The sequence below is a fragment of the Streptomyces sp. NPDC006510 genome (genome assembly GCF_040611955.1).
Lineage (GTDB): Bacteria > Actinomycetota > Actinomycetes > Streptomycetales > Streptomycetaceae > Streptomyces.
This window is the reverse complement of sequence record NZ_JBEXPH010000184.1, coordinates 1-15,558: the sequence shown is the minus strand read 5'-3', so window position 1 is coordinate 15,558 and position 15,558 is coordinate 1. Positions and strand designations below refer to the sequence as shown.

General features: G+C 71.0%; 11 protein-coding genes. 3 read left to right on the top strand and 8 right to left on the bottom strand.

Annotated features, from left to right (window positions below; all coding sequences use genetic code 11):
• The 4 genes from hemW to lepA all read right to left on the bottom strand — a co-directional run.
• Positions 1–993, bottom strand: a 993-nt coding sequence (hemW, locus tag ABZY11_RS35510) for a radical SAM family heme chaperone HemW (protein WP_356483124.1), incomplete at its 3' end; no start/stop codon positions are given.
• Positions 994–1,064: 71 nt separating this feature from the next.
• Positions 1,065–2,990 (bottom strand): ATP-binding SpoIIE family protein phosphatase, encoded by a 1,926-nt coding sequence (locus ABZY11_RS35505; protein WP_356483126.1) that lies wholly within the window; start codon positions 2,988–2,990, stop codon positions 1,065–1,067.
• Between the two features lie 211 nt (positions 2,991–3,201).
• Positions 3,202–5,091 (bottom strand): AMP-dependent synthetase/ligase, encoded by a 1,890-nt coding sequence (locus ABZY11_RS35500; RefSeq protein ID WP_356483123.1) that lies wholly within the window; start codon positions 5,089–5,091, stop codon positions 3,202–3,204.
• Between the two features lie 329 nt (positions 5,092–5,420).
• Complete coding sequence (lepA, locus tag ABZY11_RS35495; protein ID WP_356483122.1) at positions 5,421–7,295, bottom strand: translation elongation factor 4; 1,875 nt, start codon at positions 7,293–7,295, stop codon at positions 5,421–5,423.
• A gap of 215 nt (positions 7,296–7,510) precedes the next feature.
• On the opposite strand from lepA, the gene rpsT reads away from it, so the two are divergent.
• Positions 7,511–7,777: a 30S ribosomal protein S20 gene (rpsT, locus tag ABZY11_RS35490; protein WP_124717766.1), complete on the top strand. Its 267-nt coding sequence runs from the start codon at positions 7,511–7,513 to the stop codon at positions 7,775–7,777.
• 272 nt (positions 7,778–8,049) lie between these two features.
• On the opposite strand, the gene holA is transcribed toward rpsT, so the two are convergent.
• Positions 8,050–9,036, bottom strand: a complete 987-nt coding sequence (gene holA / locus ABZY11_RS35485) for a DNA polymerase III subunit delta (RefSeq protein ID WP_326765540.1) — start codon at positions 9,034–9,036, stop codon at positions 8,050–8,052.
• Between the two features lie 203 nt (positions 9,037–9,239).
• On the opposite strand from holA, the gene ABZY11_RS35480 reads away from it, so the two are divergent.
• Positions 9,240–10,226, top strand: a complete 987-nt coding sequence (locus ABZY11_RS35480; RefSeq protein WP_356483121.1) for an aldo/keto reductase — start codon at positions 9,240–9,242, stop codon at positions 10,224–10,226.
• 52 nt (positions 10,227–10,278) lie between these two features.
• Positions 10,279–10,524, top strand: coding sequence for a hypothetical protein (locus ABZY11_RS35475; protein WP_356483120.1), 246 nt, complete (start codon positions 10,279–10,281; stop codon positions 10,522–10,524).
• Between the two features lie 12 nt (positions 10,525–10,536).
• On the opposite strand, the gene ABZY11_RS35470 is transcribed toward ABZY11_RS35475, so the two are convergent.
• The 3 genes from ABZY11_RS35470 to ABZY11_RS35460 all read right to left on the bottom strand — a co-directional run bounded on the left by ABZY11_RS35470 (position 10,537) and on the right by ABZY11_RS35460 (position 15,493).
• Positions 10,537–11,421, bottom strand: coding sequence for a YceI family protein (locus tag ABZY11_RS35470; RefSeq protein ID WP_356483119.1), 885 nt, complete (start codon positions 11,419–11,421; stop codon positions 10,537–10,539).
• A 443-nt stretch (positions 11,422–11,864) separates the two neighbouring features.
• Positions 11,865–14,525 (bottom strand): ComEC/Rec2 family competence protein, encoded by a 2,661-nt coding sequence (locus ABZY11_RS35465; protein ID WP_356483118.1) that lies wholly within the window; start codon positions 14,523–14,525, stop codon positions 11,865–11,867.
• Positions 14,522–15,493 (bottom strand): ComEA family DNA-binding protein, encoded by a 972-nt coding sequence (locus ABZY11_RS35460; RefSeq protein WP_356483125.1) that lies wholly within the window; start codon positions 15,491–15,493, stop codon positions 14,522–14,524. The genes ABZY11_RS35465 and ABZY11_RS35460 overlap by 4 nt, the downstream gene beginning before the upstream one ends.
• Between the last annotated feature and the right edge of the window lie 65 nt (positions 15,494–15,558).

Below are 15,558 nucleotides of genomic sequence, written 5' to 3'. Positions count from 1 at the left end.
CTCGGCCAGCGCCTGCGCGTACGCACCCGGATGCTTCACGTTCCACCAGCGCACCCCGCCGACATGGCTGTGCGCCCCGGGCCCGGCGCCCCACCAGTCGGCCCCGCGCCAGTACAGCTCGTTGTGCAGGCACCGGCCCTCGGGCGTGCGGGCCCAGTTCGACACCTCGTACCAGGAGAAGCCCGCCGCGGCCATCGCCTCGTCCGCGATCAGATACCGGTCCGCGTGGGCGTCGTCGTCGGTCATCGGGATCTCGCCGCGCCGGATCCGCCGGGCCAGCTGGGTGCCCTCCTCGACGATCAGCGCGTACGCCGACACATGGTCCGGCCCCGCACCGATCGCCGCGTCCAGCGAGGCCCGCCAGTCGTCGTCGGACTCCCCCGGCGTGCCGTAGATCAGGTCGAGGTTGACGTGCTCGAAGCCCGCCTCCCGGGCCTCGGCGACACACGCTTCGGGCCGCCCCGGCGTATGCGTACGGTCCAGGATCTTCAGCACGTGCTGCCGCGCGCTCTGCATCCCGAACGAGATCCGGTTGAAGCCGCCCTCCCGCAGTTCGGCGAGATACGCCGGACCGACGGACTCCGGGTTGGCCTCGGTGGTGATCTCGGCGTCGTCCGCGAGCCCGAACTCCTCTCGGATCGCCCCCAGCATCCGGACCAGGTCCGCGGCCGCCAGCAGGGTCGGCGTACCGCCGCCGACGAAGACCGTGCGGACCGGACGCGGATCGTCACCGAGGACCTTGCGGGCCTGGCGGACCTCGCCGATCAGATGCTCGGCGTAGTTGTCCCGGGAGGCCAGCGCGCCGCCGGAGCCGCGCAGCTCGGTCGCGGTGTAGGTGTTGAAGTCGCAGTAGCCGCAGCGGGTCGCGCAGTACGGCACGTGCAGGTAGAAGCCGAGCGGCCGGTCGGCGGCGCCTTCCAGGGCATGGCGGGGCAGCGCCCCGTCGTCGGGTACGGGTTCACCATCGGGCAGTACGGAAGGCATACCGCCCATTGTCGCTCGCCGCCGGGGATCCCCCGGCCACGTCGGTGATCACAAGGGCCGCCCGGCCCCCGGCGGGGGCCTCATCCCGCCTGGAGCACCAGCAGCGCCAGATCGTCGTCGGGCGGCCGCTCGGCGAATTCGTGCACCGCCCGCTTGATCCGGTCCGCGATCCCGTCCGCCGACAGCCCGGTACAGCCGGCCAGCGCCCGGGCCAGTCCGTCCCCGTCGTCGAACATCAGCGGCCCGGAGCGCCGCTCCGTCACCCCGTCCGTGACACACAGCAGGCTGTCGCCGGGCGCCAGCTCGAAGCTCTCGCTCTCGTACGCGACGTCGTCGAAGATCCCGAGCAGCATCTGCGGCTCGGCGGCCGGGCGCACCTCGCCGTCGGGCCGCAGCAGCAGCGGCAGCGGGTGGCCGGCGCTGGCCAGGGTGCAGCGCACCCCGCCCTCGGGCAGCGGTACGAGTTCTCCGTACAGCAGGGACAGGAAGCGGGACTGCCCGGTGTCCGCCGTCTGCTGGCCGCCGGCGGCGGCCACCATGAGCGCGGCCGCCTCGGCGGCCTCCATCGCGTCGTCGAGGAGCAGCCGGTTGAGCCGGTCCAGGACCTCGCCCACGCCGAAGCCCTCCCGGGCGAGCAGCCGCAGCCAGGGCCGGGCGAGGCCGGTGACGACGGCGGCTTCGGGGCCGCTGCCCTGTACATCGCCGAGCACGAAGCACCAGCGGTCGCCGGGACACGGGAAGATGTCGTAGAAGTCGCCGCCGACCACGCCGTCGTCGCTGGGCTCGTACACCAGCGAGCTGGAGACTCCCGGTATGTCGGCGACCTTGCCGGGCAGCAGCGCGCGCTGCAGGATGCGGCTGATGGTGGCCTGCCGGGTGTAGGCGCGGGCGGCACCGACGGCGAGGCCGACCCGGCGTACGAAGTCCTCGATGAGCGCGGTCACTTCGTCGGGGACGCGGGCGAGGCCCTCCCGGCCGAGAAATACGGCGCCGAGTGTCCGGCCGCCGGAGGTGATCCGGTAGGCGAAAGCGGACGCGGCGGGCTCGTCGGCCTTCTCGCCGTCCTCCTCGCCTCCGGGCCACGGCATGGAGACGGGTCCGGTGCCGACCCGCTCGGGGAGCCGGATCGGGCCCTGTTCCAGCAGGGTGCGCAGCTCCCCGGTCTCGGCCTCGTCCCGGTGCCAGACGCTGGCGAGCCGGGGAACGGCCGAGGGGCCGCCGTTCTCGGGCTCCAGCCAGATCGCGCACCAGTCGGCGAGTCTGGGCACCAGTAACTGTCCGGAGAGCGCCGCCACGATGTCCTCGTCGAGCTGGCCGGCGAGCAGGTCCGAGGCCTCGGCGAGGAAGGAGAGCGCGCCGCGGCCGGCCCAGTCGGCGTCGTCGCGCAGCGCGCGCCGGGCGGTGGGGGCGAGCAGCTCCGCGGCGCGCAGCCCCTGCTGGAAGCCGGGCTCGGCCGCCGGTTCCGGGAACGGGTTCCAGTCGTCCACGGGAAGCCTGGCCCAGACGGTCTTGAGGCCGGTGCGGTAGGTGATGCCCCAGCGCTCGGCGAGGGTGCCGACGAGCTGGAGCCCGCGACCGTACTCGGCGGGTTCGTCGTGACCGACGATGCCGATGCCCTCCGCCGCGTCGGCCGCGCTTCCGGCCTCCGGGCGGTCGCTGCGCACGGCGCGCGCCGGATGGTGGTCCGAGACCTCCAGCACCAGGGCCGCCGCCTCGTCCTCGGTGGCCTCCTCCAGCCGGGCGAGCAGCTCCACATTGGTCCCGGCGTGCACGACCGCGTTGGTGACCAGCTCGCTGACGACGACCTCCGCGTCCTCGGCCACGCGTTCGCTGAAACCCACGGCCGCCGGCAGCCCCAGCCCGGTCCACTCGCCGAGCGCGGCCCGGACGAACCGGCGGGCGGCGGAGGGTGCGAGGAGGTTTCCGGGCAGGGACGTATGGGCGACCGGCCGTGCATCCGCACGGCCTGCGGGACTACCGGGACGCTGAACGGTGTCCCGCTGCAAGGGAATGGGCCCCACGGTGCAGCTCCTGACCTGTTCTCGCTCTGTCTGTTCTCGTTGCTGTCTGTCTGTTCTCGTTGGGCGGCGCTGACGACACCGACAGAGTGACAGATGGACCATGCCCATAAGCAACGAGTTGCCGAAGTGGGCAGAGAAAAAAGAGCGGGGAGGAACAGGAGCAGCCGCACCGTGCGACCGGCCCGCGAGAAGCTGTCTATGCCTCGCGGCTCCCGGCGTACATGTCGTCGATGAGGCCCTTGTACTCACGCTCGACGACCGGCCGCTTCAGCTTGAGACTGGGCGTCAGTTCGCCGTGCTCGATGTCGAGGTCGCGGGGCAGCAGCCGGAACTTCTTGATGGTCTGCCAGCGCTGCAGCCCCTCGTTGAGCCGCTTCACATAGCCCTCGATGAGCTCGACGGCCTGCGGGGAGGCCACCACTTCGGCGTACGGCTTCCCGCCGAGGCCGTTCTCGGCGGCCCAGCCGAGGATGGTCGGCTCGTCGAGTGCGATCAGGGCGGTGCAGAAGTTACGGTCCGCGCCGTGCACCAGGATGTTGGAGACGAAGGGGCAGACCGCCTTGAACTGTCCCTCGACCTCCGCCGGGGCAATGTACTTTCCGCCGGACGTCTTGATCAGGTCCTTCTTGCGGTCGGTGATCCGGAGATAGCCGTCCACGGAGAGCTCGCCGATGTCGCCGGTGTGGAACCAGCCGTCCGGCTCCAGCACCTCGGCGGTCTTCTCCGGCTGCCCGTGGTAACCCTGCATCAGGCCGGGCCCGCGCAGCAGGATCTCGCCGTCGTCCGCGATCCGTACCTCGGTGCCGGGGAGCGGCTTGCCGACGGTGCCGGTGCGGTAGGCCTCGCCCGGGTTGACGAAGGAGGCGGCGCTGGACTCGGTGAGGCCGTAGCCCTCCAGGATGTGGATCCCGGCGCCCGCGAAGAAAAGGCCGATGTCGGGGGCGAGCGCGGCGGAGCCGGAGATGCAGGCGCGCAGCCGGCCGCCGAAGGCCTCGCGGATCTTGGCGAAGACGAGAGTGTCGGCGACCTTGTGCTTGGCACCGAGGGCGAACGGGACGGAGGACGTGCCGGTACGCCGGAAGTTGTCCTGCGTGACCGTGGCGTACTCGCGGGCGACCCCGGCCGCCCACTGGAAGATCTTGTACTTGGCCCCGCCGCCGGCCCGCGCCTTGGCGGCGACTCCGTTGTAGACCTTCTCGAAGATACGGGGGACGGCGGCCATGTACGTCGGCTGGATCACCGGCAGATTCTCGATGATCTTGTCGACCCGGCCGTCGATGGCGGTGACATGGCCGACCTCGATCTGGCCGGAGGTGAGGACCTTGCCGAAGACGTGCGCGAGCGGCAGCCAGAGATACTGCACGTCCTCCGGAGTGATCAGCCCGGTCGCCACGGTGGCCTTGGCCATGTACGACCAGTTGTCGTGCGGCAGGCGTACCCCCTTGGGGCGGCCGGTGGTACCCGAGGTGTAGATGAGGGTGGCCAGCTGGTCGGCCGTGATGGCGGCGACCCGCTCCTTGATCGCCTCGGGGTGTTCCGCCAGGTACTCGGCGCCCCGGGCCTCCAGCTCGGCGAGGGTGAGCACCCAGCCCTCGGGGTCGCCCTCGGCGGGTCCGGCGTCCTCGGGGTCGATGACGACGACATGGGCGAGGTCCGGCAGCTCGGCGCGGCGCTCACGGGCCTTGGCCAGCTGGGTGGCGTCCTCGGCGATCAGGACCCGGCTCCCGGAGTCGGAGAGGATGAACGCCGACTCCTCCGCATTGGTCGACGGGTAGATCGTGGTGGTGGCGCCACCGGCGCACATCACGCCGAGGTCGACGAGGATCCACTCCACCCGGGTGCTGGCGGCGAGCGCGATCCGTTCCTCCGGCCGCACGCCCAGACCGATGAGCCCTGCCGCGATGGCGTAGACCCGCTCGGCGGCCTGCGCCCAGCTCAGCGACTTCCACTCATCGGGTCCCTCACCGGCGGCCGCGGGAACGGGGTAGCGGTATGCCTCCCCGTCCGGGGTGGCCGCCACGCGGTCGATGAAAAGGCTCGCCACGGAGGGCGGTCGGTTCTCGATCAAGGTCAGTGTGTCGCTCACGACGTCCTCCGGGCCTGCGGCAGTGCTTCACGACCGGCTGCTTGTTCCTGCTTGTTTCCTGCGTGTGTCTGCGTGCTTGATCCTGCGGCGCTTGTTCTGCGGGGCCGCCCTGTCGGGCTTGCTCTGCGGGGCCTGTTTAACTGGCGAGTAACTACGAAGCCGTGATCAGGGTAGAGCGCCCGCGTCCACCGCGTAAGAGGCAACGGGCCGCCGCTTCATAACAAACGGGCCCCTGTGTCGCGGGGTGCCGCGACACAGGGGCCCGTGGGACTACCACCGGGTGGGACGGACGGAGCCGGACCTCGGGTCACGGCGACGTCCGGGGCGGGCTACTTCTTGCCCTTGCTCTCCCCGCCCGACTCGTCCGTGGACAGCACGGCGATGAAGGCCTCCTGGGGCACCTCCACGTTGCCGACCATCTTCATCCGCTTCTTGCCTTCCTTCTGCTTCTCCAGCAGCTTCCGCTTTCGGGAGATGTCGCCGCCGTAGCACTTGGCGAGGACGTCCTTGCGGATGGCGCGGACGGTCTCACGGGCGATGACCCGGGAGCCGATGGCGGCCTGGATCGGCACCTCGAAGTTCTGCCGCGGGATCAGCTCGCGCAGCTTGGCGACGAGCCGGACGCCGTACGCGTACGCCTTGTCCTTGTGCGTGACCGCGGAGAACGCGTCGACCTTGTCGCCGTGCAGCAGGATGTCGACCTTGACGAGCTGGGCGGTCTGCTCGCCGGTGGGCTCGTAGTCGAGCGAGGCGTAACCCCGGGTCTTCGACTTCAGCTGGTCGAAGAAGTCGAAGACGATCTCGGCGAGCGGCAGGGTGTACCGGATCTCGACCCGGTCCTCGGAGAGGTAGTCCATGCCGAGCAGGGTGCCGCGCCGGTTCTGGCAGAGCTCCATGATCGCGCCGATGAACTCGCTGGGGGCCAGGACCGTGGCGCGCACGACGGGCTCGTGCACCTTGTCGATCTTGCCCTCGGGGAATTCGCTCGGGTTGGTGACGGTGTGCTCGGTGCCGTCCTCCATGTCGACGCGGTAGACCACGTTGGGGGCGGTGGCGATGAGTTCGAGACCGAACTCGCGCTCCAGCCGCTCCCGGATCACGTCGAGGTGGAGCAGTCCGAGGAAGCCGACGCGGAAGCCGAAGCCGAGGGCCGCGGAGGTCTCCGGCTCGTACACCAGGGCGGCGTCGTTGAGCTGGAGCTTGTCGAGCGCCTCGCGCAGGTCCGGGTAGTCCGATCCGTCCAGCGGGTACAGGCCCGAGAACACCATCGGCTTGGGGTCCTTGTAGCCGCCCAGCGCCTCGGTCGCGCCCTTGCTCAGGGAGGTGATGGTGTCACCGACCTTGGACTGCCGGACGTCCTTCACACCGGTGATGATGTAGCCGACCTCGCCCACACCGAGGCCGTCGGCCGGGGTCATCTCCGGGGAGGAGACCCCGATCTCCAGCAGCTCGTGGGTGGCGCCGGTGGACATCATCCTGATGCGCTCGCGCTTGTTGAGCTGCCCGTCGACGACACGGACGTACGTGACGACGCCGCGGTACGAGTCGTAGACCGAGTCGAAGATCATCGCGCGGGCCGGAGCGTCCGCCTGGCCGATCGGGGCCGGGACGTCCCTGACCACCCGGTCGAGCAGCGCGTCCACGCCGATACCGGTCTTCGCGGAGACCTTGAGCACGTCCTCCGGCTGGCAGCCGATGAGGTTGGCCAGCTCCTCGGAGAACTTCTCGGGCTGCGCGGCCGGCAGGTCGATCTTGTTGAGCACCGGGACGATGGTGAGGTCGTTCTCCATCGCCAGGTAGAGGTTGGCCAGCGTCTGGGCCTCGATGCCCTGTGCGGCGTCGACCAGCAGGACCGTGCCCTCGCAGGCGGCGAGCGAGCGGGAGACCTCGTAGGTGAAGTCCACGTGGCCCGGGGTGTCGATCATGTTGAGGACATGGGTGCGGCCCTGGCCCTCGCCCGTGTCGGGCGTCCAGGGCAGACGCACCGCCTGGGACTTGATGGTGATGCCGCGCTCGCGCTCGATGTCCATACGGTCGAGGTACTGAGCGCGCATCTGCCGCTGGTCGACCACGCCGGTCAGCTGAAGCATCCGGTCGGCAAGGGTCGACTTGCCGTGGTCGATGTGCGCGATGATGCAGAAGTTGCGGATCAGCGCCGGGTCGGTACGGCTCGGCTCGGGCACGTTGGTAGGAGTCGCGGGCACGCAGGGTCCTGATTCTTGAGACGCCGAACGCCGTGTCTCGGGTCGATGTCGGGTCGGTCGGATCGATACGTAGCCTCCATCGTCCCATGGTTGCGGGGCGGAGACCGGTTTGGGCCGGTCGGAGTGGGGCTGGTACCGTTGACAGCTGTGCCTCGCGACTCTCTCGGGCCGTGGGGCGCACATCGAAGATCCAACGAACCTGAAAAGGCTCTTTCGTGGCGAACATCAAGTCCCAGATCAAGCGGAACAAGACGAACGAGAAGGCGCGCCTGCGCAACAAGGCCGTCAAGTCCTCGCTCAAGACCGCTATCCGCAAGGCCCGTGAGGCTGCCGCCGCCGGTGACGTCGAGAAGGCCACCACGGCCGCTCGCGACGCCTCCCGCGCGCTCGACAAGGCCGTCTCGAAGGGTGTCATCCACAAGAACGCCGCCGCCAACAAGAAGTCGGCGCTGGCCTCCAAGGTTGCCTCCCTCCAGGGCTGAGCATTCTGATGTGATCGCCGGGACGGACCCAGCGGGCCCTCTCTCCCGTTCCTGACCGGCACCCCGCGCCGCACACCGAACCTGCGTTCGCCACGCGGGTGCGGCGCACCAAGCGTGAACCGAAGGCCCCGGCCTCCGCTCTCCCCAGAGCGAGAACCGGGGCCTTCGGCGTACGTGTTTCGGGGGCGGGGCGACTCAGGGGGCGGGGCGACTCAGGGGGCGGGGGCCTTTCGGAGGCGGGGCCGGTCCGGCGCCCTGAGCCGCCCCGGGGGCTACCGCCCCGACCGTGCCGCCCGCGCCACCGCGACCACGGCCTTCTCCAACGCGTACTCCGGATCGTCACCGCCGCCCTTGACGCCCGCGTCCGCGTCCGCGACCGCCCGCAGCGCCAGGGCCACCCCGTCCGGCGTCCAGCCGCGCATCTGCTGGCGCACCCGGTCGATCTTCCACGGCGGCATACCCAGCTCACGGGCGAGGTCGGCGGGCCGCCCGCCGCGGGCCGAGGACAGCTTGCCGATCGCCCGTACGCCCTGCGCCAGCGCGCTCGTGATCAGCACCGGCGCCACTCCGGTCGACAGCGACCAGCGCAGCGCCTCCAGCGCCTCCGCGGCCCGTCCCTCCACCGCGCGGTCGGCGACGGTGAAGCTCGACGCCTCGGCGCGGCCCGTGTAGTAACGGGCGACGACCGCCTCGTCGATGGTGCCTTCGACATCCGCGACGAGCTGCGAGACCGCGCTCGCCAGCTCCCGCAGATCGCTGCCGATGGAGTCGACCAGCGCCTGGCACGCCTCGGGCGTCGCCGAGCGCCCCAGCGCCCGGAACTCCGACCGTACGAACGAGAGCCGCTCGGCCGGCTTGGTCGTCTTCGGGCACGCGACCTCCCGTGCCCCGGCCTTGCGCGCCGCGTCCAGCAGGCCCTTGCCCTTGGCGCCGCCCGCGTGCAGCAGTACGAGGGTGATCTCCTCGACCGGATCGCCGAGATACGCCTTGACGTCCTTGACCGTGTCGGCGGAGAGGTCCTGCGCGTTGCGCACGATCACCACCTTGCGCTCGGCGAAGAGCGACGGGCTCGTCAGCTCGGCGAGGGTGCCGGGCTGGAGCTGGTCGGAGGTGAGGTCGCGGACATCCGTGTCGGGGTCGGAGGCGCGGGCCGCCGCCACCACCTGTTGCACGGCGCGGTCGAGGAGCAGGTCCTCCTGGCCCACGGCGAGCGTGAGGGGGGCGAGCGGGTCGTCGGTGGAATTCCTTCTGGTGGCCATCGTCGTCCAGCATCCCACGCACCACTGACAGCCCCCGGACTCCCTCCCCTGGCTGCCCGGCCTGCCGCCCGTCCATCGCTCCGTCCGCTTGCCCCTGCCCACGCCTGCTTGCCCCTGCCAGGAAAATTCCGCACATTGCTAGAATTCCTGCCGCCACAACGGATCCACCGAATTCCAACGGAGAACCCGAATTGAGTTCATCAATGATTCCACGTCGCCGGCTCGGCAATACCGAACTGGAGGTCTCCGCCCTCGGACTGGGATGCATGGGAATGAGTCAGACATATGGAATTCCGGACGACACGGAATCCATGAGGACCATCCATCGCGCCCTCGACCTCGGCTGCGATTTCTTCGACACGGCGGAGTCCTACGGCCCGTTCGTCAACGAGGAGCTCTTAGGCAGGGCACTGCGCGGACGTCGGGACGACGCGGTCGTCGCGACGAAGTTCGGCTGGGAGTACGCGGGCACCGTGCGGGGCGCACTCAACAGCCGGCCCGAGCACATACGCGAGGCGGTCGACCGGAGCCTGAGCAGGCTGGGTACGGACCGGGTCGACGTGCTGTACCAGCACCGGGTGGACCTGGAGGTGCCGATCGAGGACGTGGCCGGAGCAGTCGGCGAACTCATCGCGGCCGGAAAGGTTCTTCACTTCGGCCTCTCGGAGGCGGGAGCGAACACCGTCCGCCGGGCTCACGCGGTCTGTCCCGTATCGGTTCTCCAGACGGAGTACTCCCTGTGGGAACGTCATCTGGAGCAGGAGATTCTGCCGGTGATCCGAGAGCTGGGCATCGGTCTCGTTCCCTATTCTCCGCTGGGTCGCGGATTCCTGACCGGCACGGCTGTCCGCGCGGAAGAATACCCGGATAACGACTACCGCAGGCACGATCCTCGATTCCAGGCCGATAATTTCAGGATCAATTCCGCGGCTGCCGAAGTGGTCCGGGACGTCGCCCGTGGGTGCGGTGCGACCCCGGCGCAGGTGTCGCTCGCCTGGCTGCTGCACCAGGGCGACGACATCGTGCCGATCCCCGGTACGAAGCGCAGGTCGACGCTGGAGGAGAACCTCGCGGCGACGGAACTCACGCTCGGCCCGGACGACCTGCGGCGCCTGGACGCGGCGCTGCCGCCGTCGGCGGTGGCCGGCACCCGGTACCCCGAGAGCGTCATGCACATGAACGGCCGTTAGAGGGCCGGCTCCACCCGGCCGCGCGTCGTACCCGGTACGGGAGAATGGGCAGGTGAGCGATGTGAGACATGTGCTGGTGCTGCCCGACCGCGATGCCGCGGAGGAGGTGGCCGGAGAGCTCGGCGACCGCTTCGGGGTCACCGAGGAGCCCCAGCTCGTACGCGATGCGCTGGCCGGTGAGGACGACGCCGAGGACGCCCAGTGGCTGGTGGTCGTGGAGGACCCGTCGGGGCGGCTGGACACCTCGGCACTCGACGCCTTCGCAGCGGAGTACGAGGGGTGGCTCGAAGCGCCCTAGCGGGCCCGCGGCTCAGCTCTTGGGAACGATCTGGATGTCCATGTCGATGGAGATGCTGGAGCCGACGGCAGCGATGCCGCGGGCCAGCATGGTCTGCCAGGTGAGGGTGAAGTCCTCACGGTGCAGTTCCGTGGTGGCCCGGCAGGCGGCGCGGGTCTCGCCCTCCAGGCCGTTGCCGAGGCCGAGGTACTGGGTGTCCAGCGTGACCGTGCGGCTGACGCCGTGCAGCGTGAGCGCACCGGTCACGCCCCAGCGGGTGCCACCCCGGTGGACGAAGCGGTCGCTGTAGAACTCCATCGTCGGATAGCGCCCGACGTCGAGGAAGTCGCTGGAGCGCAGGTGGTCGTCCCGCATCTGGACATTCGTGTCGATCGACGCGGCGTCGATGATCACGTGCATGGCCGAGTCCTCCATGCGGTCGGCGATCCGCACCGCACCCGCGAAGGTGTTGAACCGGCCGTGAATGCGCGCGAGGCCGATGTGCCGGGCCGTGAAGCCGATCTGCGAGTGCATCGGCTCGACGTCCCACTCGCCCGGGGCGGGCAGCTGCGGGGGCGCGGCCAGTTGCAGGGTCACATCGCCGAGGCTCGCGTGACCGCCCTCGACCACCGTGGCCGAGCCATGGAACGGGGTGAAGCCCTCCGCCGTGACGGCCAACCGGTACTCCCCGGCCGGGACGGTGGCGAGCACATTGCCGAACGGGTCCGTCTCACCACCGAAGACCTTGCGGCCCGCGCCGTCCGTGACCGCGAACTCGGCCAGCGGCACGACCTCGTTGACGGGGTCGAGCACCCGGCAACTGAGCAATCCGGCGGTGCGCGGCATCTCGAGCCCGGCAAGGGCGTTGCCCTGCGCGACCCCCGCCGCTCGCCTGCTATTCAGCCAACGACCGAACATCTTCCACCTTCCCCCGGGGACGATTCACCTTGGGGCCCGGCGGCTGGACGTCTCTGTCGGAGCAGCGGCCCACCGACGAGCATGCATTCGATCACCATTGTGGCGTTCGAGGCAAACAGAGCAGCTCGCAGGGGCTTGGGTGGAGGTGTTACCGAAGGTCCGAATTCGATCGTTCCGCTCACACTCGCGCCCGCTCCTCAGCCAGGAACAGCCCGAGCAGGACCGACCCGCCTGAAGGAGTGCGGGGACGCCTGGACGGCGACGGCTGACGGGCTCACCGGACGCGGTCCGACGGTCGACGGCGTCCGTCCGGTCCGAGCCAGGGCCAGGGCCAGGGCCAGGGCCAGGGCCAGGGCCAGGGCCAGGGCCAGGGCCAGGGCCAGGGCCAGGGTACGGCTGCTGCTGCTGCGGTGCCGAACGGGCCGCCGCCGTCGGGGTGTCGGTCATGACCGGCCCACCGCCCGCAGCTCCGACCCCGCACCCGGCCCGCCACCCGTCACGGCGATCGCGCCGTCGGTGTCCGTACGCAGCACCACGGCGCCGCCCGCTCTGAGCGCATCGACGGTACGCGCGGCCGGGTGACCGTACGGGTTGTCCCTGCCCACGCTCACCAGGGCAAACCGTGGGTGCGCACTGCGCAGCAGAGCGGGGTCCTGATGGGCCGAGCCGTGATGGGCGACCTTGAGCACGTCCACCCGCGGCAGCGCGGGATATCTGCGCAACAGCCCCTGCTGGGCCGGTGGTTCGAGGTCTCCCAGAAGCAACAGGGTCACCCCGCCGGTCCGGACGTAAAGGGTGACGCTGGCATCGTTCGGCTCCAGCGGTACGGGCCCGGCGCCCGGGTCCACCGGTATCCCGCCGGCCCCCATGGCGCTCGCCGGCCAGAGAACCCGCCAGTCGAGCGCCCCGATCCGGCGGCGTTCCCCCGGGGCGGCCCGGACCAGGGGCACGTGCGACGCGGCCGCCGTCCGCCGTACGAACGCGACCTGGTCCGGAGGTTCGTCCAGGCTCGTCGTCTCGATCGCACCCACCGCCCTGCCCCGCAACACACCGGGCAGGCCCCGCACATGGTCGGCGTGGAAGTGCGTGAGGACCAGGAACGGCACCTCGGTGATGGCGAGGTCACGAAGGCACCGGTCGACGAGCGCGGGATCGGGGCCGGCGTCGACGACCACTCCCGCACCGTCCCCCGCGGCCAGCACCAGGGCGTCCCCCTGCCCCACGTCGCACATCGCGAACGCCCAGTCCGGCGGCGGCCATCCGGTCAGTACCCGGGTGAGCGGCACCGGGCGCAGCACCGCAAGGATCAACAGCAGCGCGGCGGCCGAACAGACCCAGGGGTGGCGCGCGATACGGCGGGCGAGGAGCACCACCAGAGCGGTCAGCGCGGTGAGCAGCAGCGCCCCCTTCCCGCCGTCGGGCCAGTCGATCTCCGCTCCGGGCAGGGCCGCCCCGGTGCGGGCCACCGTGGCGATCCAGCCGGTCGGCCACCCCGCGATCCTGGCGAGCAACTCCGCCACCGGCATGGTCACCGGCGCCAGGGCGAGCGCGGCGAACCCAAGGACCGTGGCCGGTGCCACCGCGAACTCAGCCAGCAGATTGCACGGGATCGCCACCAGACTGACCCGGGAGGCGAGCAGCACGACGACCGGCGCGCACACCGCCTGCGCGGCGGCCGCCGCGGCCAGCGCCTCGGCGAGCCGGGGCGGAACTCCGCGCCGTCGCAACGCATCGCTCCATTTCGGCGCGATGGTCAGCAGGGCTCCGGTGGCCAGCACGGAGAGGACGAAACCGTAACTGCGCGCCATCCACGGGTCGTACAGCACCAGCAGCAGAACCGCGGCGGCCAGCGCGGGAATCAGCGATCTGCGCCTTCCCGTGCCGATGGCAAGCAGGGTGATCAGCCCGCAGGCCGCTGCCCGCAGAACGCTCGGCTCGGGTCGGCAGACGATGACGAAGGCAAGCGTGAGCCCGCCGCCCAGCAGCGCCGTGAGCCGCAGCGGGATCCCCAACCGGGGTGCCAGCCCGCGGCGTTCGGCGCGAAGCGCTGTGCCCGGCGGTCCGATGAGAAGGACGAGCAGGATCGCCAGGTTGGCACCGGAGACCGCCATCAGATGGGTGAGATCGGTGGCCTTGAACGCGTCGTGCAGTTCGGGGGTGATCCGTGAGGTGTCGCCGACCACCAGGCCCGGCAGAAGGGCCCGCGCATCGGGATCGAGCCGCTCGGTCGCCTGCCGCAGACCGCCGCGCAGCGCGCCTGCCGTGCGCTGGAGGAAGGAAGGAGGTCCGGTGACGCGAGGCGGCCCCTTGCTCTCGGGTCGCAGTACGGCGGCACTCCGCTCCCCGGCGTGCAGTGGTGGCGACAGCCGGCCACCGACGCGCAGGTGCGTGGAGGGGAGCAACTGCTGCCACTGCCCCATCGATCCGCCGGGCGAGACAATCAGCAGCACTGGCGTACTCAGCCTGGTGACCGCACCGTCGGGCCCGGTCAGCCGGGTGATCTCGGCGTCCACGAGGAGGGAGGCGGGCGTGCTGCGGTCGCCGCGCACCCGGGGCTGGGTCTGCCGGGCGTCGGACGTCACCGTCACCTCCGCCTCGACCCTCGCGAACCGTTGGGCCAGCACATGGACCGGCCCCTGCCGGACGTCCGCACTGTGCAACCCGGCCGATACGGCCCCGGCCGCCGCGCAGAGCAACGCCGCAGCGGTGGCGGTCGCCGTGGCCCGTGGCCGCCGTCGCCCACGTACCGCCGGCTCGCGCTCACCCTCACCCTCACCCTCACCCTCACCCTCACCCTCGCCCTGATCCTCCGCCGTGCCCCCTCCGGTGTCGGCCGACAGCCTGTGTGGCGCGGTGTCGGCCGACACCCTGCGCAGTGCACGGGTTGCCGAGGCGCCCGACATGGCCAGGAGCACCATGGCCGCGCCCACGCAGAGCACCACGCCAGCCGTGGTCCACCGCCCCGGCGCGCTCAGCGCCAGCGCCGCTCCGGCCCAGGCCGCCATGGCAGGCGGGACCAGGCGGAGATCGGCCGGACCCTCCTGCCGCGGTTGGGAGGCGCCGAGCCGGCGGCCCGACGCCGCATGGACGTCCATGCGGCTCATGGCCCCACCAAGGGTTGGAGGTCGGCGAACCGGCGGTCGCCGATCCCATTGACCTCGCGCAGTTCATCGACGGACCGGAAACCGCCGTGCTGTGTGCGGTAGTCGACGATGTGCTGAGCGAGGACCGGGCCGACACCGGGCAGCGTGTCCAGTTGGTCGACGGTCGCGGTGTTGAGACTGACCGGGCCGACCGTGGAGCCCCCGCCGCCGCCCGCCACGGCTCCTCCCGTCCCACCTGCGGCTGACGGGCCGGATGGGGCGCCCACCACGATCTGCTCTCCGTCCATGAGCACCCGCGCCCGGTTGAGCCCGGTGAGGTCTGCTCCGGACCGGACTCCGCCCGCCGCACGTAATGCGTCGGCGACCCTTGCTCCGGACGGCAGTTGATGGATACCGGGCTTTCGCACCTTTCCGCTCACGTCGACGACGATGTGTCCGCCCGGTCCTGTCGCGGGTGGCGGTCCCGGTGACGGCTCGGGCACTTCGGCGCCCTCCGCCGCCGCGGCCGGTGTCCGGGCAGGCGCAGCTTCGTTGACCGGATCGGGCGCGCGCACGGAGTGAGGGCGCGCAGACCAGAAATGGACCGCGGCAAGGACTCCGGCCGCGACCAGGACAACGGCCAGCGCGGCCAGGGGCTTTGGTTCCAGACCGCATCTGAGCTGCAACCACACCGGCATCCGTTCCCGCAGTGCGGGAATCAGCCTCTCCCGCCACCGCCCCGGCCCTCCGGAAACCGGAACCGTGACCGAGGCCAGCGCAGGAGCAGGAGCAGAAGCAGAAGCAGGAACAGGGGCAGGGGCAGGGGCAGAAACGGAAGCGACAGCCGTAGCCCCAGCCGCACTTGGCCTCGGGCTCGGGCTCGGGAATGGAGTCGGAGGCGATGCCGAGACGGAAGCCGGAGCCTGGGCTGGAGCCGGGGCGATCCCCAGCACGGGCCGTGCGACCCGTCCGCCGTACGCGCCCGCCATGAGGGCGTCCGCCCGACGGCGCGAATCCGCGGCCAAGGCGGTCACACGCCCGCGCGACGACCGCC